The 25,935-nt window shown below is 65.1% G+C and carries 22 protein-coding genes and 1 riboswitch; of the genes, 10 read left to right on the forward strand and 12 right to left on the reverse strand.

The features are described 5' to 3' along the window. Positions 1–41: 41 nt before the first annotated feature. The 4 genes from AYB31_RS20610 to AYB31_RS20625 form a co-directional block, all read right to left on the reverse strand. Complete coding sequence (locus AYB31_RS20610) at positions 42–356, reverse strand: DUF202 domain-containing protein (RefSeq protein ID WP_068830880.1); 315 nt, start codon at positions 354–356, stop codon at positions 42–44. Then, entirely contained in the window at positions 349–732 is a 384-nt protein-coding gene (locus AYB31_RS20615) for a YidH family protein (RefSeq protein ID WP_068830881.1), read from the reverse strand. Before AYB31_RS20615 ends, AYB31_RS20610 begins: the two co-directional genes overlap by 8 nt. Positions 733–794: 62 nt before the next feature. Continuing rightward, positions 795–2,162 carry a DUF1329 domain-containing protein gene (locus tag AYB31_RS20620; protein ID WP_082805386.1) on the reverse strand — a complete coding sequence of 456 codons (1,368 nt, stop codon included), beginning with the start codon at positions 2,160–2,162 and terminating at the stop codon, positions 795–797. Positions 2,163–2,174: 12 nt separating this feature from the next. Next, entirely contained in the window at positions 2,175–3,965 is a 1,791-nt protein-coding gene (locus AYB31_RS20625; RefSeq protein WP_068830903.1) for a DUF1302 domain-containing protein, read from the reverse strand. Positions 3,966–4,333: 368 nt separating this feature from the next. Between AYB31_RS20625 and AYB31_RS20630 the strand changes: the two genes are divergently transcribed. Beyond that, entirely contained in the window at positions 4,334–5,305 is a 972-nt protein-coding gene (locus tag AYB31_RS20630; protein ID WP_068830882.1) for a LysR family transcriptional regulator, read from the forward strand. Here the strand turns inward: AYB31_RS20630 and AYB31_RS20635 are convergent. The 7 genes from AYB31_RS20635 to AYB31_RS20665 all read right to left on the reverse strand — a co-directional run bounded on the left by AYB31_RS20635 (position 5,269) and on the right by AYB31_RS20665 (position 14,282). After that, positions 5,269–6,567 (reverse strand): MFS transporter, encoded by a 1,299-nt coding sequence (locus AYB31_RS20635; RefSeq protein WP_068830883.1) that lies wholly within the window; start codon positions 6,565–6,567, stop codon positions 5,269–5,271. The two genes, AYB31_RS20630 and AYB31_RS20635, sit on opposite strands and share 37 nt — an antisense overlap. Positions 6,568–6,792: 225 nt before the next feature. Next, positions 6,793–7,956: an acyl-CoA dehydrogenase family protein gene (locus AYB31_RS20640; protein WP_068830884.1), complete on the reverse strand. Its 1,164-nt coding sequence runs from the start codon at positions 7,954–7,956 to the stop codon at positions 6,793–6,795. Between the two features lie 10 nt (positions 7,957–7,966). Continuing rightward, a complete protein-coding gene (locus AYB31_RS20645; RefSeq protein WP_068830885.1) occupies positions 7,967–9,514 on the reverse strand; it encodes a class I adenylate-forming enzyme family protein in 1,548 nt (515 codons plus the stop codon). Positions 9,515–10,021: 507 nt separating this feature from the next. Continuing rightward, positions 10,022–10,819, reverse strand: coding sequence for an outer membrane protein OmpK (locus tag AYB31_RS20650; protein ID WP_068830886.1), 798 nt, complete (start codon positions 10,817–10,819; stop codon positions 10,022–10,024). A 499-nt stretch (positions 10,820–11,318) separates the two neighbouring features. Beyond that, on the reverse strand, positions 11,319–12,248 hold the full coding sequence (locus tag AYB31_RS20655) for a MurR/RpiR family transcriptional regulator (protein ID WP_068830887.1): 930 nt from the start codon (positions 12,246–12,248) through the stop codon (positions 11,319–11,321). A 66-nt stretch (positions 12,249–12,314) separates the two neighbouring features. Beyond that, a complete protein-coding gene (locus AYB31_RS20660) occupies positions 12,315–13,427 on the reverse strand; it encodes a succinylglutamate desuccinylase/aspartoacylase family protein (protein ID WP_068830888.1) in 1,113 nt (370 codons plus the stop codon). Positions 13,428–13,508: 81 nt separating this feature from the next. Then, positions 13,509–14,282 (reverse strand): ABC transporter substrate-binding protein, encoded by a 774-nt coding sequence (locus AYB31_RS20665; protein ID WP_068830889.1) that lies wholly within the window; start codon positions 14,280–14,282, stop codon positions 13,509–13,511. Positions 14,283–14,710: 428 nt separating this feature from the next. Here AYB31_RS20665 and AYB31_RS20670 point away from each other — a divergent pair, with 428 nt between their 5' ends. The 5 genes from AYB31_RS20670 (at position 14,711) to AYB31_RS20690 (ending at position 20,450) form a co-directional block, all read left to right on the forward strand. Continuing rightward, positions 14,711–16,462 (forward strand): cyanophycinase, encoded by a 1,752-nt coding sequence (locus AYB31_RS20670; RefSeq protein ID WP_153020771.1) that lies wholly within the window; start codon positions 14,711–14,713, stop codon positions 16,460–16,462. 88 nt (positions 16,463–16,550) lie between these two features. Further along, the gene (locus AYB31_RS20675; protein ID WP_068830891.1) at positions 16,551–16,874 is read left to right on the forward strand and encodes a hypothetical protein; all 324 of its coding nucleotides are present in this window, start codon (positions 16,551–16,553) and stop codon (positions 16,872–16,874) included. Between the two features lie 64 nt (positions 16,875–16,938). Further along, complete coding sequence (locus AYB31_RS20680; RefSeq protein ID WP_068830892.1) at positions 16,939–18,234, forward strand: OprD family porin; 1,296 nt, start codon at positions 16,939–16,941, stop codon at positions 18,232–18,234. 120 nt (positions 18,235–18,354) lie between these two features. Further along, the gene (locus AYB31_RS20685; RefSeq protein ID WP_068830893.1) at positions 18,355–19,116 is read left to right on the forward strand and encodes a transporter substrate-binding domain-containing protein; all 762 of its coding nucleotides are present in this window, start codon (positions 18,355–18,357) and stop codon (positions 19,114–19,116) included. A 71-nt stretch (positions 19,117–19,187) separates the two neighbouring features. Then, positions 19,188–20,450 carry a cyanophycinase gene (locus AYB31_RS20690; RefSeq protein ID WP_068830894.1) on the forward strand — a complete coding sequence of 421 codons (1,263 nt, stop codon included), beginning with the start codon at positions 19,188–19,190 and terminating at the stop codon, positions 20,448–20,450. A 255-nt stretch (positions 20,451–20,705) separates the two neighbouring features. Here the strand turns inward: AYB31_RS20690 and AYB31_RS20695 are convergent, their stop codons facing one another. Next, positions 20,706–22,082: an L-serine ammonia-lyase gene (locus AYB31_RS20695; RefSeq protein ID WP_068830895.1), complete on the reverse strand. Its 1,377-nt coding sequence runs from the start codon at positions 22,080–22,082 to the stop codon at positions 20,706–20,708. A gap of 149 nt (positions 22,083–22,231) precedes the next feature. After that, positions 22,232–22,444: riboswitch (cobalamin riboswitch) on the forward strand. Between the two features lie 152 nt (positions 22,445–22,596). Here AYB31_RS20695 and cobO point away from each other — a divergent pair. Genes cobO through AYB31_RS20715 form a run of 4 tightly spaced genes read left to right on the forward strand, consistent with a single transcriptional unit; the run spans position 22,597 to position 25,800 of the window. Then, positions 22,597–23,202: a cob(I)yrinic acid a,c-diamide adenosyltransferase gene (cobO, locus tag AYB31_RS20700; protein WP_068830904.1), complete on the forward strand. Its 606-nt coding sequence runs from the start codon at positions 22,597–22,599 to the stop codon at positions 23,200–23,202. Next, positions 23,202–24,026: an ABC transporter substrate-binding protein gene (locus AYB31_RS20705; protein WP_068830896.1), complete on the forward strand. Its 825-nt coding sequence runs from the start codon at positions 23,202–23,204 to the stop codon at positions 24,024–24,026. Before cobO ends, AYB31_RS20705 begins: the two co-directional genes overlap by 1 nt. Beyond that, positions 24,023–25,033 carry a FecCD family ABC transporter permease gene (locus AYB31_RS20710; protein WP_068830897.1) on the forward strand — a complete coding sequence of 337 codons (1,011 nt, stop codon included), beginning with the start codon at positions 24,023–24,025 and terminating at the stop codon, positions 25,031–25,033. The genes AYB31_RS20705 and AYB31_RS20710 overlap by 4 nt, the downstream gene beginning before the upstream one ends. Then, entirely contained in the window at positions 25,030–25,800 is a 771-nt protein-coding gene (locus AYB31_RS20715) for an ABC transporter ATP-binding protein (RefSeq protein WP_068830898.1), read from the forward strand. Before AYB31_RS20710 ends, AYB31_RS20715 begins: the two co-directional genes overlap by 4 nt. The last annotated feature ends 135 nt before the right edge of the window (positions 25,801–25,935 follow it).

The following is a 25,935-nucleotide window of genomic DNA, read 5'->3' on the forward strand; positions in this document are numbered from 1 at the left end:
AGGGAGTCATCATTGTTTTTGTTCTCCTTTGTGGTGATGGATCAAGGTGGGGCAACCCTGAGCAGGGCGCCGTGGATTGCCAGCAGCGCCATGACCAGCAGCGCCAGGCTGGTGCCGAGTACCGGGAGCAGTTGGGCGCGACCGCGCTCATCGCGCAGCATCGCCAGGCTGTGCCGGTAGCGGCGCCGCTGACCGAGCCAGAGCAATGCGGCACTGCCCAGGGCGAGCAGCGTCACTGCCAGCTCCTGGTCGCGTAGCGCCAGGCAGGTGATGACCAACAGCGAGAGTTGCGTGCGACGCCAGGCCAGCTCGGTGCGCTCGGCCTGCAGGCCGGGGTCGTGCGGCTGGTCAGCCATGCCAGCGTGGCCAGAACAGACCGACCAGGATCAGTGCCGCCAGGCAACAGCCGACGGCCAGCAGCGGCACCAGCACCGGCAGGGGCAAGGCGCGGCGATGGCGCAGTGCACGTTCCACCGCGAGCCAACGCAGGCAGGCGCCCGTACTGACCAGGATGCTCAGTGCCAGCAGGCTAAGGGTGATGATCAGCCGTAGCTGTGGCCCGAAGGCATTGCCGGCGAAGGTCTCGACGGCAATGCCACCGCCGAGCAGGGCCAGTGCAGTGCGAATCCAGGCCAGGAAAGTGCGTTCGTTGGCCAGGGTAAAGCGAGGGTCAGGTTCGTCGCCGCCGAGCAGGCGTTGGCTGAGCGGTGGGCGATGTGTGGGAGCGTGCATGGCGGACCGCCAGATAAAAGGCGCCGCCGGGTTCGGGGGCCCGACGACGCGAAAGACCGAAATCAGCGCAGGCCTTTGCTGCGCAGGGCGCCTGGCGAGTAGTCGGAGACACTGGCCTGGTAGCCGAAGTCGAACGGCTTGCGCTGTTCGTTGGTCAGCCCCGAGGCGATGTAGCGGCCGTTGTTGAGGTCGTAGGTCACTTCCATCGCATTGACCGCCGCCTTGCCGGCGGGGTGGTAGAAGCTGTGTGCCTCGCCGATGCGCCACAGCTCACCGCGACTGTCGTAGTGGTCGGCCTCGACAATCGCCCAGGTGTCCTCGTCGATGAAGTAGTGGCGCTTGCTGTAGATGTGGCGCATGCCGGGTTTCAGTGTGGCAACCACTTCCCAGACGCGATGCAGCTCGTAGCGGGTCGCGTCCGGCTTGACGTGGCCGGGCTGGATCAGCTCCTCGTAGCTCAGTTCCGGCGAGGCCAGACGGTAGCTGTTGTAGGGCACGTAGAGTGTCTTCTTGCCCACCAGCTCCCAGTCGTAGCGGTCTGGCGCGCCGTTGAACATGTCGCGGCTGTCGGCAGTGCGCAGGCCGGCGGTGGTCGGGCCAGCAGTGTCGTAGGCGATGCTCGGCGCACGCCGTACGCGGCGCTGGCCGGCGCTGTAGATCCAGGATAGACGCGGCTCGGCGACCTGGTCGACGGTTTCGTGCACCAGCACCACTTCACCGACCATGCGCGACGGCGCGGTGATCTTGTGGCTGTAGTAGTAGAGGATGTTGCGCGCATCGTCTGGCTCCAGCCCCTTCACCGCATCGCGACGGGTGAAGTACTGCTGAGTGGTCATGATGCTGTAGCTGCCATCCTTCTGCGGCGCCGCGCTGTCGTTGGTCAGGCTGGAGCTGGCGTTGCGGTTGCGCGTGAGGTGGTTCCACAGCACCTCCAGGCCGTTCTGCGGAATCGGAAAGGCGACCACACCGGCGAAACCTTCCAGGCCGTTGCCGTCGTTGATCAATCGTGCAGCGGTGGCGTTGTGCGCCGCCGACTCGGCCACGGCATCCGTCACGGCGACCGAGCGATGGCTCGGGTACACAGGCAGGCGCAGGCTGCCGGGGAAGCGCTGCAGCAGGGCGATCTGCCCGGGGCTGAGGTGCTCGCGGTACTGCTCGAAATTGCTCGCGTCAATGCTGAACAGCGGCTGCTCGTCCTTGAAGGGGTCGAGCGGCGTGCCGTTGGCGGCGAACTGTACCTGGGTCTTCAGGCCGCCGTCCCAGGCGGGGATCGTGCCGTCGCTGCTGGCGCCGCGTTCGGCCCCAATCGGGGTCAGGCTGTTCTGCAGTTTCGCCGCTTCGTCCGCGCTGACCGCCGCCAGGGCATTGCCGGCCAGCAGGAGGGCGCAGAACAGTGCGCCGCCACGCACCAGGCTGTGGTTCTGTTTCATGGGTAACTCCGCTTAGAAATTGACGCCGACGCTGATCGACACGTAGTCGCGATCGCCGCGGGTGCCGTAGTCGCCGTCGATGTAGTCGGTGTACGCCAGGCTGGCGTTGTAGGTGTTGTTCAGCGAGGCATCCAGGCCGAGACTGATGGCCTTGGAGCCTTCGTTGAAGGCCGAGCCCTCGCCAGGGCCGTTGCCGTCCACGTCGTGCTGCCACGACAGGTTCGGACGCAGGTCGATGCCCGCTACCGCGTTCGGGTAGCTGAGGCTGGCGCGCATCCGGTAACCCCAGGAGAAACGGGTGAGGAAGCCGTCGTCATTACAGTGCTCGGGCGTCTTCGACAGCGCCGCGCAGTTGCCGCTGGCCAGCACACCGTTGCCGTAGGTGCCATTGCGTCCGTAGCGCGGACCGAAGGTGCCCTCCAGACCGCCGACCCAGGTGGCGCCGGCTTCGCCCACCAGCACCAGCTGGTCGGCACCGAGTACCTGGGCGAAGGAATGGGTTGCGGTGACCTGAGCCTGAGTGACTTCCTTGCGTCGGTAACCGTTGAACAGTGCGCTGTCCTGCGCCGGACGGATGCCCTCGGCCACCAGCGGCGAGCGCGCCGGGCTGTTCAGCAGCGACTGGATGACATCGGTACCGTTGAGCTGGATCGGCATGTTCGGCCGGTAGCTGATCTCGCCCTGCAGGGCGGTGCCGGTATCCAGGTTGGTAGAGAACGACAGGCCGTACAGGCGGATGTCCTCGGGGTACTGGGCCACGTACTGCGAGGTGCCCAGGCGCAGCGCACCGACCAACGACTGACCGCTGGCGCTGCCGAGGAAGGCCGCGCAGTTGGCCAGTGGTACGCCGATATTGCTGCACAGCTGCGGAGCGAAGGTGGTGTTGGTGTAGTACGGGCTGCTGATGGTGCCCATATAGGGCAGGCGGCTGTGGTAGTTGGCCACGTAGGCACCGAACTCGGTGTCCAGCTCAGCGGCGAACCAGCGCAGCGACAGGCCCCACTGGCCGCCGTTGCGGGCATCCTGATCCTTGGCCCGGGGAATGCGGATGCCTTCGTCGCTGAGATTGACGCCGAACGGCGTGAGACCGGCGACAGCCGCCGGGTTGCCGGTCAGCACGCTGCCCACATCGAGGCCGTCGCAGCCATCGGCGAGGAAGTCGTTGCCGGAAAAGAAGGTGCCACAGTTGTCCAACTGGGTCTGCTCCCAGTCCAGTTGGTAGAAGAAGTCCCCAGACAGCGCATCGGTGAGGTTCTGCGAGACGTAGAACATATTCACCGGCACCAGGCCTTCCTTGATCTCCGAGCCGGGCCGGCGTAGCGCCGACAGGTTGAACGGGTTGACCACGTTGAGGCCACCCTGAATGAAGGTGCTTTCGCCCCAGTTCACCACCTGCTGGCCGAGGCGCACCGAACCAGGCTGATCGGCGATGTCGTAGTTGTAGTAGACGAAGGCATCGAGCAGCTCCGCGCCGGCGGACTTCGCCGATACCTTGCGGTTGTTGTCCTCGACATCCTTGAAGCGCTGATCGCGATCACGCAGCACATAGTCGTACCAGTAGCTGCCGCGCAGGAACGCGCCGACATCACCATGACTGAGCTGCAGATCGTGGGAGCCCTTGAAGATGCCGGAGAAGGCATCGCCGGAGCGGAAGTTGCGGCGGCCATCGTCACCGGTCGCACTGTAGAGCTGGTCCGGGTCGGGATTGGCAGTGGAAATGCTGGTGCCGATAGACAGCGAAGAATCGAGCTGTCCGTCGATTTCGCCGAGCTGAAAATCTACCGCCATGGCACTGCCGATCATGCAACTGAGGGGCAGCAGGAGATAAGGCGGCTTGAGCAAACCGTGCAGTTTGAATCTCATCACTCATTGTCCTCTTTGTTGTCGAGTGAGAATCGGATTGCACGTGCAGGAGCCAACAAGCGGGGTAATTCACAGGCAATGAAAACCCTGTCCCGCCCGAGGGCGAGAGCATCTTCTTCGGCAGAATGGAGATTCCTACGGAGAGGGCTTTTTATTGGCGCTACTTGTTGTTCTGCACGGTAACGTGGTGTTGCGAACACTCCCTTCGTACTGGTGTTTCAGGGATACTAGGGGGCCTAAAAAAGCCCCACAAATAGTGTCTTCGGATAGATGCCATAACGCTTCGGCATGGCCTGAGAGAGAGCCCAATGACCCTCAAGCAGCTCCGTTATCTGATCGCCATCGCCGAGGCCGGCAGCTTCTCCGCGGCCGCTCGCCGGGCGTTCATCGCTCAGCCGGCACTGAGCCGGCAGATCGGTCTGCTGGAGAGCGAGCTGGAGATGCAACTGCTGGAGCGCCAGCACGACGGCGTGGCGCTGACCGATGCCGGACGGCGCCTCTACGAGGTGGCGCGCTCGGTGGTACAGAAGCTCGATTCAGTGAAAGACGAGTTGACCTCGACCCGTGGCGATCCCAGGGGGCACGTGTCCATCTCGATCCCGGCTACTGCCTCGGCACTGCTGTTGCCAGAGATCATCGCGCGGGCCACGGAGAAGTTTCCCAGCATCACCCTCACCGTGTGCGACGGACTGACCCGTGAGGGCGGCCAGGCCATCGAGCTGGGCAAGGTGGATTTCGGCGTGGTGCCCAATGCCGAAGAGCTGGACCACGTGATGGCCGAACCGATCTTCACCGAGGATCTGTACTGGGTCGGCGAGGCCTCTGGCGTCCAGCACGGCGCGCCGATCAGCCTGGCCGAAGCGGGTGCCACACGCCTGGTGATGGCGCCGCGGGCGCTGCACCTGCGCCGCCGTATCGAGCAGGCGGCGATGGAGGCGGGCGTGGTGCTCAATGTGGCCTACGAGCAGCAGTCGGCACCGGGTATCGCTAGCCTGGTGCGCAGCGGGTTGGCGGCGACCATCTGCAACTGGCCACCGCTGGAGGAGCTGTATCAGCCGACTGCGGCGCGGCTGATCATCGAGCCGCGTATCACTCGCACCGTGTCCATCGCCTACTCGGTGCACAAGCCGCTGTCGTTCGCCGCCTCATGCATGCGCGACCTGGTGCGCGGCATCCTGCTGGATGCGGTACACACAGGTCGCTGGCGCGGCAGCCTGATCGAGCGCAGCGCCGAAGGTGAGGATCAGGCGCGCGAGGCGAGTGCCGGCGCATCCTCCTGAGCCAGGCGCTCGCAGGAGCGCTGCGGGTTCATCGCCACCAGACCGATCAGACCCGCCATCACCATCACGATGCCGCACACCATGAAACCCTGGGCGTAGCCGTCCGGATGGTTGGCACCGGCGCCGTTCACCAGCAGACCGGTGATCACCGGCGCCGACAGGCCGGCCAGCGAGGCCACCGCATTGCCGATGGCCAGGATGCCACCGCGCTGGCTGCTAGGCGTGAACTCGGCGAGCATCGCCGGCCCCACCGAGTACATCACCAGGGCCAGGCCACCGCTGAGGGTGAGGGCGATGATACGGGTGGTCACCGACAACTCGGTGAGCATCAGCGAGGCGGAGAACAGCCCGCCGGCAATCAGACAGACCGAGACGAAGGCGCCACGAGCCAGGCGCGAAGGCACGCCACGACGCATCAGGCGCTGCGACAGCCAGGCCATGAGCAGGCTCAGCGGTGTGGTGACGACGACGAACATGACGAACATGTGGCCGGTTCTTAGCGGGTCGAGACCGAGGCCGATTTCCAGGTAACTGGGTACCCAGGTCAGGGTCAGAGCCAGTGACCAGTTGGCGGCAAAATGGCAGGCGTAGTTGCCGAGCACGCTGCTGTCGCCGAGCAGGCGTCGGTAGGGCACGCGACGGCTGTCGCTGGCCAACTGGCCACTGCGCAGGTTGTCGAGCGTACCTTCGCGCCCCAGCAGCAGCCACAGCGTGCACCACACAAGACCGATGGCGGCGAGCACGGCGAAGTTGGTGCGCCAGCCATAGTTCAAGCTGATCCAGGGGATCATTGCGCCAGCCACCAGCAGGCCCATGGCGCTACCGGAGTGCAGCAGCGCCACCGGCAGGCTACGACGGTCGTCCGGGAACCATTTGTACAGCGCGTGGGTGGCCACTGGCGAAGCTGGGCCCTCGCCGATACCGAGCAGCACCCGGCAGGCGACGATCATCCACAGCGAACTGGCGAACAGCATGGGCAACTGGATCAATGCCCAGAACAGGCCCATGCCCAGCAGCAGGGTACGAGTCGGGCGGCGATTGGCGAGGAAGCCCCCCACTACCGCGGAAATGGCGAACAGCCAGTGCAGGGCGCCACCGATCAGGCCGAACTCGGTTGGCGTCAGGCCCAGCTCCTGGGTCATGGGCACGCCGACCAGGCCGATCACCACCTTGTCGAGGAAGTTGACCAGCATCATGAAGGCCAGCAGGAAGGCAATGGTCCAGGCGCTGCGCGGACGGAAGCCCGTTTCTTCTCGGGTCATGGGAAATGCTCTCTTGTTGTTGTGAGCCCCCGTCCGGCTTCCCTGGCAGACGGAGTACGACAGTGGCCTTAGAACCTGCTCACGATCTGCTGCGCGTCGGAAAAACTGTGTAAAAGTGACTTCGGAATGCTCATTTACCACTTGTAAACTCGAATGCGAGCCCAGTCCGTTCCTCAGCCACTTCTGCCTTGTTTTCCTCTAGCTCGCGACATCGTGAACGGGTTCTTAGGCGGGCAGCAGAATGCCTTTGGCGATGGTGTTGCGCTGGATCTCGCTGGTACCGGTCAGGATGCGCATCATGCGGCTCGCACGGAACAACCATTCGACCGGATGGCCCTTGATCAGCCCGGCTCCACCGTGGATCTGCACCGCCCGGTCGGCAATGCGGAAGGCGGTTTCCGAGGCGTACAGCTTGCACATCGGCGCCTGCACCTTGATATCGCCGCCGGCGTCGTTGTTCGCCGCAGTGGCGTACATCATGCTGCGCGCGGCGTATAGTTCGGTGGCCATGTCGGCGAGCATGTGATTGATCGACTGGAACATCGCGATCGGCTGGCCGAACTGCTTGCGGGTGCGGGCATAGTCCAGCGACAGGTTCAGCGCCAGGCCGGCCATGCCGAGCATGGTCGGGCAGTGCAGCAGGCGGTTGAGCGTGATGCGACCCATGGCCAACTTGAAGCCGGCGCCCTCGTCACCGATGCGGTTTTGCAGCGGTATGCGGACATCATCCAGGAGGATGTTGCCATGGGCACCACCACCGGACATCACTGAGTAGTCGCTGTCAACGCTGACGCCTGGTGCATGCAGGTCGACGAAGAACGCCGAGATGCCGCGCGGGCCCAGCTCCGGATTGGTGACCGCCAGCAGTACGGCGAGGTCGGCGTAGGGCGCACCGGAGATGTAGCGCTTGGCGCCGCTCAGCACGTAGTGATCGCCAGCATGACGCGCCTCGGTGCCGATGGCGGTGGCGTCGGAGCCGGCCTCGGCTTCGGTCAGTGCGAAGCAAACGGCCTTCTCTGCGCGGCAGATCGGCCCCAGGAATTTCTCTACCTGATAATCACTGGCGACCTTGAACAGGTGGCCGACCCGGGGCGGGCCGGACAGCTCGCCAAGCACATGGGGCGCCAGCGGTGAGCCGGTGAGCACCACCGCTTCCTTCAGTGCGCAGAGATCTGCAACACCGAGACCGGCGCCACCCAGGCTCTCCGGCAACATGGCGTTGTAGAAGCCCAGTTCGCAAGAGCGTTTCCAGATGTCACGTAGCAGGGGCCTGGCGACCGGTTCGCCCCAGACGATGCCTTCGCGCTTGGCCAGTGGGTCGAGTTCATCGCGGACGAAGGCATTGATGCCTTCGATCAGGTGAGCAGCCTTTTCACTTGGGTTGATCATGTTCGTCTCCTCAGATGCGCCTTTCGCTGTTCTGCCAGTACGCTTCGCGGATCAGGCGACGCACGACCTTGCCGTTGGGGTTCTTCGGCAGCTCCTGAACGAAGTCCACCGCGCGCGGTTTCTTGAAACCAGCCAGGGTGCGCCCGCAGTGCTCGATGATGGCTTCGGCGCTGAGCGTCTCGCCAGGCTTGAGCACCACCACCGCGCGGATCGCTTCGCCCCACTGTTCGTCGGGTACGCCAACCACCGCCGCCTCGAATATCTGCGGCAAGGCGTAGAGCACCTGCTCGACCTCGGTCGGGTAGACGTTGAAGCCACCGGAAATGATCATTTCCTTCTTGCGGTCGACGATGAACACGTAACCACGCTCGTCCACCGTGGCTAGGTCACCGGTGAGGTAGTAGCCATCGCGCATCACCTCGGCGGTCAGCTCCGGCGCCTGCCAATAGCCCTGCATGATGTCCGGCCCCTTGACCACGATCTCGCCGATCTCGCCGGGCTGTACGTCTTCGAACTGTTCGTTGACCACGCGCAGGTCGGTCTCGAAGTAACAGCGCCCACAGGAGGCCAGGCGGCGAGTGTCGTCGCCTTCGACCAAATGGTCCTGCTCGGTCAGCACGGTGACCAGTGAGCAGGTTTCTCCGGCGCCATACCCCTGAACCAGGATGGGTCCGAACAGCGCAATGGCGCGTTTGACCAGTGCCGGCGCCATCGGCGCAGCGCCGTACATCACCAGGCGCAAGCTGGAGAGGTCGAAGCCCTCGACCCCGGGAAAGTTCACCAGGCGATTGATCATCGCCGGTACCAGGAACAGGCGGGTAACGCGCTCGCGCTCGATGGCCTCCAGCAACAGGCGATCGTCGTAGCGCTCCAGCAGCAGGTTGCAGGCGCCGACGGCCAGCAGCGGCATGATCTGCATGCCGCTGGCGTGGGTGATCGGTCCGACATGGGCCATCACATCGCCGGGGACGGCGCGACGGGTCGGGCTGGCGATGCTCTTGCGGATCAGCGCCTTGCGATTGCCGAAGCTGAGCATGGCGGCCTTGAGCACACCGGAGCTGCCAGAGGTGTAGTGCAGCACGGCCAGGGCGTCGTCGGCCGGGTCACTGTGCACCGGTACTTCGTTGCCGCGTTCCAGCACGGCGGCGTAGCTGGCGTCACCGGCTTCGTCGTCGAGCGAGACGATCCAGCGCAGGCGTGGGACTTCAACGCGGCGCGCATGCAGTGCGGCAGCGAAGCGGCCGTCGGCGATCACCGCCTGGCTGTGGGAGTCGTTGAGCACCTGGATGATTTCGTCCAGGGACAGGCGGGCGTTGATCGGCACCTTGACCATGGCCGACTTGTAGAAGGCGATTTCCGCCTCCACCAGCTCGACGCGGTTGAGAGCGAGGATCGCCACATGGGCGCCGGGCTCCAGCCCCAGGGCCAGCAGGCCTGAGGCCAAGCGATTGGTACGGCGCTCGAGCTGAGCGAAAGTAATGCGTTGCCGAGCGTCGACCAAAGCCTCGTGTTCGGGCCAGTACAGCGCGCTGCGGCTGATGATCTTTCCTAGGTTCACGTTGTTGTTCTCATCGGCAGTACAAGTGCGCCGATGCTATCCGCGGCCCCTCGGACGCAAGAAATACAACAGTACGATGCAAGCCATGCCGTTTAGGAATAGGCCAGTTAAATCGCGTGCTCGATCTGCGTATAGGTCAATGTCTGCTTCTGGCCGAGGTTGTGTAGAAACGTTTTCGAGCCGGCCTGATGGTCTGAGTCGGAACAAAAAACGCATTCCTACGCAAATTCAGGTCTGCTGACTGACCAAGCTGCTGCAGATTTTTAGTAGCAGCGCAGACTCCAAAGCGGCGCCTGCGTTTTTACATAGCCTGGGCCGGAAGGGGGCACTTACACGCGCTGCTTGTGGCTGGCTCGCGCACCAGGCAGTGCTGCGCGAAGTCGCCCTCAGTCACACGGGTAGTGCATCTGGCGTTGAGCGCGGTTAGTAGCCTTAAGGCAAAAGAGACGGCCCCACCTCCGTTAATTGATTGACGGTGGTGGGGCCGTCTTGCACTGCGTCAGCGCATCAGAAGTGCGCTTTCAACAGCAGGCTGATGGCGCTCTGGTCGGTGGGGAAGCCTTTGCTGTCCTCGATGCCGTACTTGTCCGACCAGTAGTCGTACTCCACGCCGGCATAGAAGGTCTTCGCCTGGCCGCCGAAGGCCTTGCCCATGTCGTACTTGATCTGCGGGTTGAAGTGCAGGCTGCTGGCGACATAGTCGGAGGTGCCCTTGGTGCCGACATCGTTGACGAACCATTCCAGGTAGCCGTCGAAGAGGATGTCCGAAGGGCCGAGGGGAATGGTCATGGCCCAGGTCGGGTTGATCTGCCACTGCCCCGAGGCCTTGCCGGTGATGCCGTCGGGTTTGCGGTAGTAGGTGTTCAACGAGAAACGGTCGAAGCCGGGGATGGTCAGGTCGAGCGCCGGGCCGAGCAGGTACTTGCGGTTGCGGTCCTTGCCGCGCTCGTAGGTGGCGGCGATCAGTACATCCTTGATCGGCCCCCAGGCCAGTTTGCTATCGCTGATCTTGCCCAGCGACAGGCGCGGCGAGAACTCGCCGTAGTAGCTGTAACCATCGCTGCCGTGCTCGCCATTGACCCACTTGTTGTCGACGAACAAGAACACGTCGCCCCAGCTCCAGCCGCTGGCGTGTTCGAAGGTGATGGTCTGCTGGGTCTTGCCGTCGACCTTGTAGTCGGTGCCGTTGAGGTAGCTCAGGCTGCTGTCGCTCCACAGCAGCATGTCGGCTTGGGCCGCCAGCGGCAGGGCGCTCAGCGCGAACGCCAAGGATGAGGTTGTTTTGAGCAAGGCAAATCGGGTCATGGCTATTCCTTGTAATCGGTCGGTATCCAGTGCCGCCGCAATGGCTGGCGTTGGGGAACTCCGGCAAGGGAATAGCGCAGGAACATGCCTCTTTCGCCCGGCGCAAATGCCAGGTTCGAACACCCTTGCCGGGTGTGCGGCCAGGGCCGCAAGAGCAATGTCCCGCGTCGATCAGTACGGCTCGACGCTAACAGCTTCTACTCGATGATTACCTAGCAGCAGGCGTGCCAGTTTGGAAGGTTGTACACAGAATCTGTTTTTGATTGTGGCGGTTTTGCGGATGCGGTGCTTCGGCCTGTCTAGTTCGAGGTATACGTCGCATCGCCCATGATCCGACGCGGCGATATTGACGGGCGTCGCTGGGTGGTTTGAAAGATCGTTGGCGAGGTGCGGCGGAGCAAGGCGCTTGAAAGGGTGCGTCTGTGCACCATTTCTGTCCTGATTGTTGCGACTCGTCGCTCGATAATGTTCACCGCCAGGCCGTCGTGTGCGGCCATGCTCAGCCGCCGCGTTTGACCGGCCGCTTGCGCCTGGGCGGCGGCGGGTTGGGGACATGCAGGTAGGACAGCACGCTTTCGGTCAGCTCAGCTGCCAGCTCCACCGCTTCCTTGTTGCGGGTCATCACCGCCGCCACCAGGCTCTCGATCAGTGCCAGTACGGCGCTGTTGGAGCTGATTAGCACCGGGTGTTCGGCTGGGGCGAACAGGCTGTGATCGGCAATCGGCGTCAGCGGCGAGGCCGGGGTGTCGGTGATGGCCAGCACCTTGGCGCCGCGCTCCAGTGCGAAGCGCGACAGCTGCAGGGTGTCCAGCGAGTAGCGCGGCAGGGAGATGGCCAGCAGCACGTCCTGCTCGGTGATGGTGGCCAGGCGGTAGGCGGCGTTCTCGTTGCCGCCCTCCATGCTCACGGCCACCGCGTCCGCGCAGTAGGGCACCAGGTTGGCGGCGGCGATGCCGGCCATGTAGGCGCTGTTGCCGAAGCCGAGAATGTAGATGCGCCGGGCCGCCATCAGCGCGTCGACGAAGGCGTCGAAGGCTTCGCGGCTGTTGCTGCTGGCGGTGCTGGCCAGGTTGCTGGTGGTGATCTGCAGATGCTCGTGCAGGCCGAAGCTGCCGTCGGTGCGCTGGGCCATCTCGTTGCGCAGCTTGTCCACCGGCGACACCAGTTCCTGCAGGGTCATCACCAGGGCGCTTTTCAGTGCGCTGAAGCCGCTCAGCTCCATGGCCCGCGCCAGGCGGTTGACTGCCGCCGGGGAAGTAGCAGTGGCCTGGGCCAGCTCCTCGATGGTCAGCGTCGCGGCCTTCAGCGGGTGGCGCAGGATGAAATCGGCCACTTTGCGCAGCGAAGGTTGCAGGTCGGGGGCGATGACGGCGAGTTTGCGCATCACCGGAGAGGCGTAGACCGTGATATTGCTCTGGGCTGATTGCATGGGCTGAGCTGGCTGGCGACTGGAGGCTGCAGTGTATCCGAAAGACCTGCGCGCAATGCGCTGGTCTCAGTCGCTGAGCAGGCGGCCGCTGCGGATCGGCTCGGCCCCCGCCACCTTGGCCAGCCATAGGCCGGGCTGGGCGAAACGCAGGCGCTCGCGGGCATAGAGCACGCCATCGGTGCTGGCGTGTACGACCGAGCGCAGCTCGCTGAGCGGGTCGACGACCTCGAACAGCGGATCACCGCGTCGCACCTGGGCACCGAGGGGCTGCAGGTAGCTGACCACCCCGGCGTGCGGGGCATAGGCGTACTGCGCACCGGCGAAGGGCGTGGCGTCGCAGCGCGGCGCGGGGGCGTCCGACCAGTTACCGGCGATGAAGCCACGCTCGGCGAGGAAGGCGAGGATCGCCTCGGCATCGTCTGCCGCCTGTTGCGCCTCGGTATCGGCCATGCCGCGCAGCTCCACGGTGGCGGTCAGGCAGGCGACGGGAATAGCCGCGTCCGGGAAGGCTGCCGCCAGCTGCAGCCAGGGCGCGGCGCAGGCCTCGTCGAAGGACTGGCCGCCGGAGTCTTCGGCCAGCAGTACGGCTTCTGCGCCCAGATGTGCGGCCAGGCTGCGCAGCTGTGGCCAGGCTTGCGGCAGGGCATAGAGCAGCAGGACGGACTCGAAGTCGCAATGCAGGTCGAGCACCAGGTCGGCATCGCAGGCCTGGCGCAGCAGCAGGTGCTGCAGGCCTTCCACGGCGCTGCCGGCAGCCGGCAGCTGGTCGAGCACCTCGCGCATGGCGCTGCGGATCAGCGCGACGTTGGCCTCTGCATCCGCACCGAGTTGACCCTGCAGGCGCATGCTCAGGGCATCGGCCAGCGCGGGGAAGTCACGGTTGAAATTCTTGCCGCTGTTGAAGTCGAAGCGGCCCTGGTGAGTGGCTTGAAACATCTGGCCCAGGCCGATGGGGTTGGCCACCGGCACCAGGTCGACACGCCCCAGCAGGCGGCCCTGGCTTTCCAGTTCTGCCAGGCGCCGGCGCAGCTCCACGGCCACGCGCATGCCGGGCAGCTCATCGGCATGCAAAGCCGCCTGGATATAGGCCTTGTGGGTGCCCGTGCCGAAGCTCAGCACGGTCAGCTGGCGGGTCGTGCCTGGGCTGCTCCAGGGTAGGGGGTGATCGAATCGTTGCATGTTGCTTCTCTGGCAGAGGTGCGCCACTGGCGCAAAAAAAGGTATCCGAGCGTGCCGGATACCTTTTGTGGTCTAGGGCTCTTACTGGCCGTAGATGTCGTAGGCGAAGTACTTGCCTTGCACCTGCTGGTAGGTGCCGTTGCTACGCAAGGTGGCGATGGCGTCGTTGAACTTGGTGGCGGTGGCGGCATCGCCCTTGCGCACGGCAATGCCGGCGCCGTTGCCGAAGTACTTCGGATCGTTGAAGTCCGGGCCTACCAGGGCGAAGCCCTTGCCGGCGTCGGTCTTGAGGAAACCTTCGCTGATGTTGACGACGTCGGCCAGGGTGGCGTCGATGCGGCCGGAGGTCAGGTCGAGGAAGGCCTCGTTCTGCGAGCCGTAGCGCACCACTTCGATGCCGGCGGCAGCGAATTTGTCGCTGGCGTAGCGATCGTAGGTCGAGGCGCGCTGCACACCGAGTTTCTTGCCCTTGAGGTCGACCAGCGGGTCTTTCACTTCGGTACCGGCCTTCATCACCAGCTTGCCGGGGGTGTGGTAGTACTTCTGGGTGAAGTCGACCGACTTCAAGCGATCGGCGGTGATCGACATCGACGACAACACGGCGTCGACCTTGCGCACCTTCAGCGAAGGAATCAGGCCGTCGAATTCCTGCTCGACCCATTCGCATTTCACCTGCATCTCGGCGCACAGCGCATTGCCGATGTCGTAGTCGAAGCCGCTGATCTTGCCTTCCGGGGTTTTGAAGGCGAAGGGCGGGTAGGCGGCTTCGATGCCGATGCGCAGCGAATCCTGAGCCTGTGCCAGGCTGCCGAAGGCGGAGAGCGCCAGGGCGCCGAGAAGTACGATCTTGTTCATCTTGTGACTCCTACAGTGGGCGTATTTGCCCGCCGTCTGGCGGGCCGGTGGGGTAATGCAGCGGGAACCTTGTGGGTTCCAGCCCCTGGTGGGCGCCGAGGTGACGGCCCAGGCCGGATGGGTTTGGAGGATTGACGCGTTTTGTGTCAGACAAGCTATGCGTGGCTTAATTTTGTGTCAATAGAATTGCAAATTGAAAATTTTTTATCGTGGCAATGTTTTCGCTGTAAGGCCTTTTATAGAGCGACTTAACCCCTATAAAGCTGATCGTTTGGACTGATTTTGCGTGATGGCTAGGGGTTGATGGTGAATTTCGTTTGATATACAAGATTTCACATTGAAGATTTTGTGAAAAAAAATAATCAAACGTGATGCGCTGCTTACAGAGCAGTGCCTCCTGTCTTCACCCGCACAAGAGCAATAAGAAAATGGCCATCCAGTCCAAACCAGGCGTAGTCCTCGCCGCACTGATGTTTTCCGGATACAGCCTCTCGGCCCTGGCCGAGGGTCATCTGCTGGCCGTTGGCGGCATGCTGCGCGCCAGCAACAGCGAGGTGTACGAAAAGTTCGTCGAGCTGGCGGGCGGCCCGGCTCAGGCGCGGATTGCCATCATGCCCACCGCCAGCGGCAGCCAGAGCTCCAGCAAGCGCTTCATGGGTGAGCTGCAGGCCATGGGTGTACCGGCCGAGCACATCAGCATCATCGGCATCGACAAGCAGAACTACCTGAGCACCATGAACGATGCCGCGGTGCTCAAGCCGCTGGCCGAAGCCACGGCGGTGTGGTTCGTCGGCGGCGACCAGGCGCGCATCGCCCGTGCGCTGTACAACGCCGATGGCAGCGAGTCCGCAACGCTAAAGACTGTCCGCGGCCTTTACGACAAAGGCGGCGTGGTCGCCGGCACCAGCGCCGGGGCGAGCATCCTCGGCGCCACCATGCCCACCGCCTACGGCGTGGTGATGGATACCCTGGACTTCGGCGTGGCCGCGCGCGCCGATCAGCGCGGCACGGCGCTGCTCAAGGGTGCCGGGCTGTTCAAGGCCGGCATCATCGACCAGCACTTCGACCAGATCGAGGAGACCAGCACTGGCCGCGCGGCACGCATGGCCAGCTATCTGGTCGGCCAGCAGCCGGCCAAGGGCTTCGGTCTGGATACCAACACCGCCATCTGGGTGCAGCCGGGCGGTCGCCTGCAGGTGCTCGGCGAGGGCTATCTGACGGTGATGGACGCCAGCCAGGCGCGCAAGAGCTTCGGCATCTACGGCACCGAGCTGCACAACGTGCGCCTGAGCATGCTCGGCCATGGCGACAGCTATGACCTCGCCAGCGGCAAGGCGCAGCCCGCCTCGGGCAAGCAGGCCATCGAGGCGGGCAACGAATACCTGGTAGGTAACCAGCTGATCACCGATCTGTCCGGTGTCTCGGCCATCTCCCGTGCGGTGCTGTACGGCCTGGCCGACAACACCGCTGCGCGTCAGCAGGGGCTGATGACCCGCTACAACCCGGCCAACGGCTACCACTACGGTTATCGCTTCACCTTCGCCAAGGCCGACGGCTTCGCCGCCTACAGCGAGTTCCATGATTCGTTGACCAATTACAGCGTCAGCGGTGTGCGGCTGGACATCGAGCCGGTGGACGCGCAGCTGCGTGATCCGGCGCAGAGCAGCCCGCAGGATGCCGCCAGCAGCCGCTGGCCGGAGGCGGTGCGCGCCGTGGCCTTCCGCGGCCTGATGACCAGTGACGCCAGCAACCGCTTCGAACCCAAGCGTGCCCTGACCCGCTTCGAGCTGGCCAACACCCTGCAGATGGCCCTGGCTGCGGAACCGGCGCTGGACAAGCTGCCCAAGCTGGCGGACGTGCCGGAGCAGCATCCGCTGCGCGAGCAGATCGACGTGGTGCTGTCCAACGGCTGGATGAGCAGCGGCGAGCGTGCGGTCAGCCAGGGTGAGTGGCTGCTGGCCTGCAAGGCCCTGGTGGAGCGCTTCACCCGTACTTCCTTGCAGCAGAGCGCCAAGCTCGGCGAGGTGGCGGGGCTGAATGCCGAACAGGTCGAGGCCGCCGCGCTGCTGGTCGGTGAAGGCTGGCTGGACAAGGCCAGTGTCGACGGCAAGCGCCCGGTCAGCCGCGAGGAAGTGGCGCACCTGCTGGCGCGCCTGATCGGTATCCCGAAAACCACCTGATTACCCGAGTTCCCGCCCCGAGTTCGCCGCGCTGCGCGTGGCGAAGCGGGGAAGTCATGCCCGCGAAAGGTGAAACGTGAGTCTGCCCATGCAACTGAACAACCTCGAACTCTTTGCCCTGGACAAGCTGCTGCAGGAGCTGCCTCCCGCGGCGCCCGGGCTGATCGGCGAGGGCGCCAGGGTCCTCGAGCGGGTGGAGACGCCCGCCGGCTTCTTCGCCGTGATCGATCTGCAGCGTGACCTGCGTGACGTCGGCGGCCTGGCCGAGCGGGAGTGGAAGTTCAAGCTCAAGCGCCAGAAAAGCGCGGGCTACTTCGTCTGCTGGCCGGAGGGCAATTCGCGCCTGTGCCTGGAGGCGGTGATCAACAAGGGCTCGCGCCCGGCGGTGTTCGCACCGGAACTGTTTGTCTGACGGGGTCGGCAAAACCAGAGGCTCGGCAACGGGCCTCCCAACATTACTAAAAACGGAGTAAGGCATGAACGTTGTAAAACTGAGTTGTCTCGCATTGGCGGTGGCGGCCGCCAGCAGCCAGCTGGCCATGGCCGGACAGGCGGATGCCAAGGGCTTTATCGAGGACAGCGAGCTCAATCTGCTGAACCGCAACTACTACATGAACCGGGACTTCAAGAACCGTCCTGGCCGTCAGAGCTACCGCGAAGAGTGGGCCCACGGCGTGATGGCCGAGTACAGCTCGGGCTTCACCACCGGCCCGGTCGGCATCGGCGCTGATGCCTTCGGCTACCTGGGCATCAAGCTGGACACCGGTGATGGCCGCAACGGCAACGGCCTGCTGCCGGTGGGCGATAGTGGTGAAGCGGCGGACGAGTACGGCGAAGCCGGCGGTGCGGTGAAGCTGCGCGTGTCCGAGTCCGTGCTGAAATACGGTGAGATGCGCACCGAAGCGCCGGTGTTCGCCACCTCCCACAGCCGTCTGCTGCCGGAAACCGCAACCGGTTTCCACGTCGCCAGTGGCGAGATCGACGGTCTGTCCCTGGAGGCCGGTCACTTCACTGCCTACAACAACCGCAACTCGACCAACAGCGACGACGACCTGCTGCTCAACTACGGCAGCGGCGAAGTCGGCAAGACCCTGGACTTCGCGGGCGGTTGGTACAGCGTCAACGATGATCTGAGCCTCGGCCTGTACGCCTCCCAGTTCGACGAGACCTGGAACCAGTACTACGGCAACCTCAACTACAACCTGGCCATCACCGAAGGCCAGAGCCTGAACTTCGACTTCAACCTGTACCGCACCAGCGACACCGGTGATTCATTGCAGGGCGACATCGACAACACCACCTGGAGCCTGGCAGCCACCTACGGTGTAGGCGGCCACAGCATCCTGCTGGCCTATCAGGAAGTCGATGGCGACACCCCGTTCGACTATGTCGGCGGCGACTCCATCTTCCTGTCCAACTCCATGCAGTACTCCGACTTCAACGCCCCCAACGAGAAGTCCTGGCGCATTGGCTACGCCTACAACTGGGCGGAAATGGGTGTGCCGGGTCTGACCACCAAAATCAACTACGTCAAAGGTACCGACATCGACGGCACCGATGCCGACGTCAACGGTGGCTACTTCGACTACTACGGTGCCGATGGCGAGCACAGCGAAACCGACATCGACATCAAGTACGTGGTTCAGGAAGGCCCGGCCAAGGATCTGTCGATCCGCGTGCGCCAGGCGTTCCACTACGCCAACGGTGACCAGGGCGAAGGCGATGTGCACGACTTCCGCGTGATCGTCGATTACCCGCTGAGCATTCTCTAAATGGGTGGCGGCCCTCGTTCTCATGCGCGGGGGCCGACCTTACTTTTTCAAGGCTTTTTCGATTGCTCCTTTGGCCTTGAGGCGCCGGCCCGGCGCCTTTTTTTCTCGCGGGAGTCGGATATGCAAGCGAGTGTCCTGCTGTTGGCCATGCTGATGGCCGTTTCCGCCCAGGCGCAGACCCTGCGCATCGCCATGGAAGGGCAGTTTCCCCCGTTCGAAGAGGTCGACCAGAACGGCCAGCTTCGCGGTTTCAACGTCGATATCGCCGCGGCGCTCTGCGCCCAGATGAAGGCCGACTGCGAGTTGCAGCGCTTCGCCTGGGATGACCTGCTGCCGGCACTGCAACAACAACGCACCGACCTGATCCTGGCGTCCATGTCGATTACCGAAGAGCGCCTGCAACAGGTGGACTTCACCCAGAAGTACGCCCAGACCCCGGCCTTCTTCTTCGCCCGCAAGGGCAGCGTCAACGAGGTCATCATCACTCCGCTGCGCCTGCAGGGGAAACGCGTTGGCGTGCAGCGCGGCACCACCTACGACCGCTTCCTCACCGCGCGTTACGAACGCTACCTGCCGGTGCAGCGCTACGACAGCGCCGCCGACACCTATCAGGCCCTGCTCGATGGCGAGGTTGAGCTGGTGCTGGACGATGCGGTGTCCGGCTATTTCGGTTTCCTGCAGACGGAGCGCGGCAAGGGCTTCGAGCGAGTCGGCAATGCCGTCGTTGCGCCCAAATTCTTTGGCAAGGGTCAGGGCATCGCCGTGCGCAAGGGCGATGAAGCGCTGCGCAAGCGCCTGAACCAGGCCCTGTTGGCCATCCTCGGCAACGGCGTGTACCGCCGTATCGAGCGCCAGTACTTCCGCCGCTTCAGCGTCTACTGACCCAGGTTTCGCAGTACCCGTTGCACAACATCCACAACGACGCTGCCACTGGCAGCCACGGAGAACTGAAGATGAAACTGAGCAAGCTGTGTCGCCATGCGGTTCTGGTCATGGCACTGATCCCCGGTCTGGGGCATGCGGCCGGAGCGCTGTTGCTGGTTGGTGGCGGGCTCAAGGACGACAATGCCGCGATCTACCAACGCTTCATCCAGCTGGCCGGTGGTAGCGGCCAGGCCAAGATCGGTGTGATCACCGCCGCCTCCATTCCCGAGAGCCAGGACCCGGACGCCGGCACCGCGGATGCGGCCAACTCCAAGGCCAACGGCGAGTACTACGCCAACCTGCTGAAGACCTATGGCGCAGTGAAGGCCGAGTGGATTCCCATCGACCTCGACCACATCGCCAACAACAGCAACTCAACCGTGCTCAACCAGATCAACGGCATGACCGGCTTCTTCTTCGGTGGCGGTGACCAGTCGCGCCTGGTGCAGACCCTGCAGACCGCCAGTCGTGGCGACAGCCCGGCGCTGGCGGCGATTCGCAGCAAGTACAACGCCGGCGCCGTGCTGGCCGGCACCAGCGCGGGCACCGCGATCATGGTCGACGGGCCGATGGTCACCGGTGGCGAGAGCTACGAGGCGCTGCGTTACGGGCCCTATACCTCGCCCTACGGCGATGACCTGTCCTACGACCCGCAGGGCGGTTTCGGCTTCTTCAACTACGGCCTGCTGGACACCCACTTCAGCGAGCGTGGCCGTCAGGGCCGCATCGTGCGTTTGGCCGACTACACCAACACCTCGTTCGCCTTCGGCGTGGACGAGAACACCGGCCTGCTGGTGCAGAACAACGCCAGTCTCGGTCAGGTGGAAATGGAAGTGCTGGGGACCGGCGGCGTGTTCGTCTTCGACCTGCGTAACGCCGAACTGGGCAGCGGCAGCAGCTGGGCGCTGTATGACGTGTTGGCCAGCTACCTGACCAGCGGCGACAAGTACCGCCCGCAGACCGGCCAGTTCGTCATCGGTTCCGGCAAGACCAGCCTGCGTGGCCGTGAGTACTACAGCAGCGCCATGACCGCCACCGGCGACATCTTCAGCAGCCCCAACAACAGCGGTGCCAACGGCCGTCGCAAACCGCGCGAGTTCGCCATTGTCAGCACCGACCTGTTCGACAGCCGCTCCACCAGCACCCTCGGCCGCACCTACGAGCGCAACCCGCGCTACCGCGTCGACATGGTCAAGAGCACCCAGTTCGACAGCCATGGCTATCAGGGCACCGTCGGCGGCAAGAGCCTGATTTCCTATCTGCGTCTGCTGGTGGATTTCCGTCCGAACTGAGGTCTGTTGAGCTGGAGGGCCGGGGGCGGCGATCTTTCCCCCAGCTCCGAGCGGCCTCTATCGCGGCTAAAGCGGAATGCCGCCCAACCGTTCCTACAGAGCCACATTCGACACCTGAGCTCGTAGGAGGGGCTGCTTTTTGTGGGAGCGGCTTTAGCCGCGATTGGAGCTGCGCCTCGCTAACCAGCGGGATGCCGCCCAACGGAGTGCCGCCCAACCCAGCCTGCAAGCCATGGGCAGGTTATCGAGCAAGCATCAGCACTCGATGATGTTCACCGCCAGGCCACCCCTGGCGGTTTCCTTGTACTTGCTCTTCATGTCCGCGCCGGTCTCGCGCATGGTGCGGATCACCCGGTCCAGCGAAATGAAGTGCTGGCCGTCGCCGCGCAGGGCCATGCGTGCGGCATTGATCGCCTTGATCGAACCCATGGCGTTGCGCTCGATGCAGGGTACCTGCACCAGGCCGCCGACCGGGTCGCAGGTCAGGCCGAGGTTGTGTTCCATGCCGATCTCGGCGGCGTTCTCCACCTGGGTGATGCTGCCGCCGAGCACTTCGCACAGCGCACCGGCGGCCATGGAACAGGCCACACCGACTTCGCCCTGGCAGCCGACTTCGGCGCCGGAGATCGAGGCGTTCTCCTTATAAAGGATGCCGATGGCGGCGGCGGTGAGCAGGAAGTTGACCACGCCCTCATCCGTGGCGCCGGGGACGAAGCGCCGGTAGTAGTGCAGCACCGCCGGTACGATGCCTGCCGCGCCGTTGGTCGGTGCGGTGACCACGCGGCCGCCGCTGGCGTTTTCCTCGTTGACCGCCAGGGCGTAGAGGTTGACCCAGTCCATCACGGTCAGCGGGTCGCGCAGGCTGGCCTCCGGGTTCTGGCTCAGTTGCTGGCGCAGGGCGGCGGCGCGGCGCTTGACCTTGAGCCCGCCGGGCATGATGCCCTCGTTGCGACAGCCGGCGCTGACGCAGTCCTGCATCACCTGCCAGATGTTCAGCAGCCCGGCGCGAGTCTCCGCTTCCGGGCGCCAGGCGGCTTCGTTGGCCAGCATCAGCTGGCTGATGGAAAGGTTGTGTTCGGCACACTGGGCCAGCAACTGCTTGGCATTTTTGAACGGGTAGGTGAGGGCGGTCTGGTCCTCGACGATACGGTCGGCGCCGGCCGCTTCCTCGTCGACCACGAAACCGCCGCCCACCGAGTAGTACTCGCGCGAGCGGATCTGCAGGCCGGCGGCGTCGAAGGCGCGGAAAATCATGCCGTTGGGGTGGTAGTCCAGCGGCTTGCGGATCATCGCCAGGTGTTCCTTCTCGACGAAGCGGATCGCCCGTTCGCCGCCCAGCTTCAGCTTGCCGGCGGCGCGCATGGCGGCCAGGCGGGCGTCGATGGTCGAGGTGTCGATAGTGTCCGGCTGCTCGCCTTCCAGGCCCAGCAGCACCGCCTTGTCGCTGCCGTGGCCCTTGCCGGTGGCGCCGAGCGAACCATACAGCTCGACCTTAAGGCTGGCCGTGGCGTCGAACAGCTCTTCGCGGCGCAGGCCATCGACGAAACGTGCGGCTGCGCGCATCGGTCCGACCGTGTGCGAACTGGAGGGACCGATGCCGATCTTGAACAGGTCGAAAACGCTGAGGGCCATGCCGAGCTCCTGTGACTGGATAGTCAGCAGCTTACACCCGAAGCCACTGGTCTGGCGGTCAGCCAAGCGACCCGCAATTGCCTTGAATCGCCGTGTTGTGAGCCAACCGGCTGGCCGGGCGAATTGCGGCAGCGGCGGTGAACCGCTACCCTGCGCGGCATCGAACAGGTGCCCCGGACGCGATCCGCGCGAGGGGTGAAACGGGAAGTCCGGTGACTGCTTGGCCAAAGGCCCTGCACATTCCGGCGCAGCCCCCGCTGCTGTAAAGCCTGACGCATTCGCACTACGCCACTGGGCAACCGGGAAGGCGCGAATAGCGCGAGAAGGCAAGCCAGAAGACCGGCCTGAGCGAGATGTAGGTGCGTACCCCGGGGTGTGGGTCATGCCGATGCTGTTGCCTGTCCTTTAGACAGTCGTTAATCAGTCGTCGCCATTCGGGCCGGCCATGTGCTGCGCCTGCCACTCCCTTGCCGTGCGCGCCATCCAGCTACCCGGGCAGGAGAGCCGTGCCGTGATCGACGAAGACAAGAAGCGCAGCCACAACGAACGCATGCAGCGCAAGAAAGCCGTGGTGGACGCCGGCATCGAACGCGCCCAGGAAGAGCGTGGCATCGTCCTGCTGATCACCGGTAACGGCAAGGGCAAGAGCACCTCGGCCTTCGGCACCCTGTACCGCGCCCTCGGCTACGGCCATCGTGCCGGCGTGGTGCAGTTCATCAAGGGCACCCAGGCCTCCGGCGAGATCACCTTCCTGCGCCAGCACGCGCCGCTGGTGCAGTACCACGCCATGGCCACCGGCTTCACCTGGGACACCCAGGACTGGGACAAGGACAAGGCCGCCGCCGACGAGGCCTGGGCCCACGCCGCGCGCATGCTCGCCGACCCGGCGCTGAACCTGGTGGTGCTCGACGAGCTGACCTACATGCTCAAGTACAACTACCTCGACCTGCAGCTGGTGCTCGATACCCTGCGTAATCGCCCGCCCATGCAGACGGTGATCGTCACCGGTCGTGCGGCCAAGCCCGAGCTGGTCGAACTGGCCGACACGGTGAGTGAGATCCGCGACGTCAAGCACGCCTTCAACGCCGGGGTGAAGGCCCAGGCGGGCATCGACTACTGATGCGCCTGGCGCCGCTGCTGGCCTTGCTGGTGAGCCTGCAGGCGCTGGCCGCCGAGCTGCCGCGGGTGGTCTCAACCAACCTCTGCGCCGACCAGCTGGCCCTGCGCCTGGCGGCGCCCGGGCAGCTGCTGTCGGTCTCGGCGCTGAGCCGCGATCCCGGCCTTTCCGGCATGGCGGCGCAGGCGCAGCAGGTGCCGATCAACCACGCCGGCGCCGAGGAAATCATCGCCCTCAACCCGGATCTGGTGCTGGCCTCACGGCGCTGGCTGGCACACAACCGCGCCGAGCTGTTGCGTGAGCACGGTATCGAGGTGCTGGTGCTGCCGTTCCCCAACGACTGGGCGGCGATCTTCGCCAGCACGCGCCTGGTCGCCACGCGCCTGGGCCGGGCGGAAGAGGGCGAGGCGCTGGTCGCCGAGACCCAGGCGCGTCTGGCCCGCCTGCAGCAACGCCCGCGTCCGTTGCGCGCGCTGTACCTGCGCCCCAATGGCGGCAGCGCCGGGCGCGACACCTATGTCGACACCGTGTTTCAGGCCGCCGGCCTGGGCAATCATCAGGCTCTGCGCGGGCGCGCCGGCTGGAGCCGCTTCGACCTGGAGGAGCTGGTCAGCGATTCGCCGGACCTGTTCGTCGCTGCTGCCATGCCCGGTGATGGCAGCTATGCGCGCGCCGCCTACAGCCGTCACCCACGGGTACAGCAGTTGCTCGCCAGCCGGCCGCTGCTGCAGTTGCAGGCCAACGGCTGGGGCTGCAGCGACTGGCAACTGGTGACCAGCGCCGAACGCCTGGCCGCCGCCGTGGATGCCCTGGCGGTGCAGCCATGAGCCGCCTCAACGCCCTGCTGGTGCTCGGCCTGCTGGCGCTGGTGCTGTTGTCGTTGGGCATCGGCGCGGTGCCGCTGAGTCTGCATGAGGTGGCGGGTGCCCTGCTGCGACCGCTGGGCGAGCACGCGGACCTGAGCGACGCGTTGGTGCAGCAGCGCATCATCGTCAACGAGATCCGCCTGCCGCGCGTGCTGCTGGCGCTGCTGGTCGGCGCCTCTCTGGGCTGTGCCGGTGCCGCCCTGCAGGGCCTGCTGCGCAACCCGCTGGCCGAGCCCGGGCTGCTCGGCGTCAGCTCCAGCGCCAGCCTCGGCGCGGTGCTCTGTCTGTATTACGGCCTCGGCGCCCTCAGCGCCTGGCTGCTGCCGCTGTCCGCCATGGCCTGCGCGGCGCTGGCGACTTTGCTGCTGTACCTGCTGGCACGTCGCCGCGCCGGCAACCTCAGCCTGATCCTGGCTGGCGTGGCGCTGAGCTCGCTGGCGGCGGCGCTGACGTCGCTGGCCATCAACCTGGCGCCCAATCCCACCGATATGCAGGACATCGTGCTGTGGCTGATGGGCTCGCTGAACGACCGCAGCTTCGCCGATGTGCGTCTGTGTCTGCCCTTCGTCGCCGTCGGCCTGGCCCTGCTGTTGGCCTGTGGCCGCGGCCTGGATGCGCTGAGCCTGGGCGAGGACGAAGCCGCCAGCCTGGGCGTCAACCTCACCCGCCTGCGCAGCCAGATCATCATCGGCACCGCACTGTGCGTCGGCGCCAGCGTGGCGGTGACCGGCGCCATCGGTTTCATCGGCCTGCTGGTGCCGCACCTGCTGCGCCGCTTCGTCGACTACCACCCCTCGCGCCTGCTGCTCAGCAGCGCCCTGGGCGGCGCCATGCTGCTGCTGGCCGCCGACATCCTCCTGCGCCTGCTCGGCGGCGAGCGCGAGCTGATGCTCGGCGTGGTCACCGCGCTGCTCGGCGCGCCGTTCTTCCTGGCCCTGGTGCTGCGTCGGCGCGGGGTGGCGGCATGAGCCTGCTGCAGATTCGTGGCCTGAGCGTCGAGCTGGGCGGGCGGCGTCTGCTCGACGGCATCGAGCTGGACCTGCCGCCCGGCCAGCTGCTCGGCCTGATCGGTCCCAACGGCGCCGGCAAAAGCAGTCTGCTCAAGGCCATCGCCCACCTGTTGCCCTACCAGGGCAGAATCGAACTGGACGGCAGCGCCCTGGCCAGCCTGACCCCGCGCCAGCGTGCCCTGCGCCTGGCCTACCTGGCCCAGAGTGACAGCGGCGGCTGGCCGCTGCGCCTGTGTGACTATGTGGCGCTCGGCCGCCTGCCGCACCCGCGTGGCGCGGCCAATGCCCTGGCGGTGGACGAAGCCATCGCCCAGATGCAGCTGCAGGAACTGGCCGAACGCCGGGTCGATGGCCTGTCCGGCGGTGAGCGCGCCCGCGCCCGCCTGGCCCGTGCCCTGGCCGTCGGCAGCCCGTTGCTGCTGGCCGACGAGCCGGTGGCCGCTCTCGACCCCTTTCATCAGTTGAGCGTGATGCAGCTGTTGCGCGAACAGTGCGCCGCCGGGCGCAGCGCCATAGTCGTATTGCACGACCTGAGCCTGGCCAGCCGCTTCTGCGACCAGCTGCTTTTGCTCGACCGTGGCCGCCTGGTGGCCAGCGGCGCGCCGCGCCAGGTGCTGACGCCCAAGCATCTGCAGGAGGTGTACCGGGTGCAGGCGATGCTCGGCGAACACCAGCAGCAACCCTTCGTTTTGCCCTGGGCCTGCCGCCCCGAGGAACCCGCATGACCACCCTGACCCTCTGCGAAACCTGCGGCTTCGATGCCGACGTGGCCGAGGCCGAACGCCCCGGCATGCGCCTGGCCGCCGAGGTCGAAGCCCTGGCCGCCGCCGAGCCGGCGCTGCAGGTGCGCCGCACCCGCT

Origin of the sequence: Pseudomonas sp. BMS12, assembly GCF_001592875.1 — a bacterium.
Taxonomy (GTDB): Bacteria; Pseudomonadota; Gammaproteobacteria; order Pseudomonadales; family Pseudomonadaceae; genus Aquipseudomonas.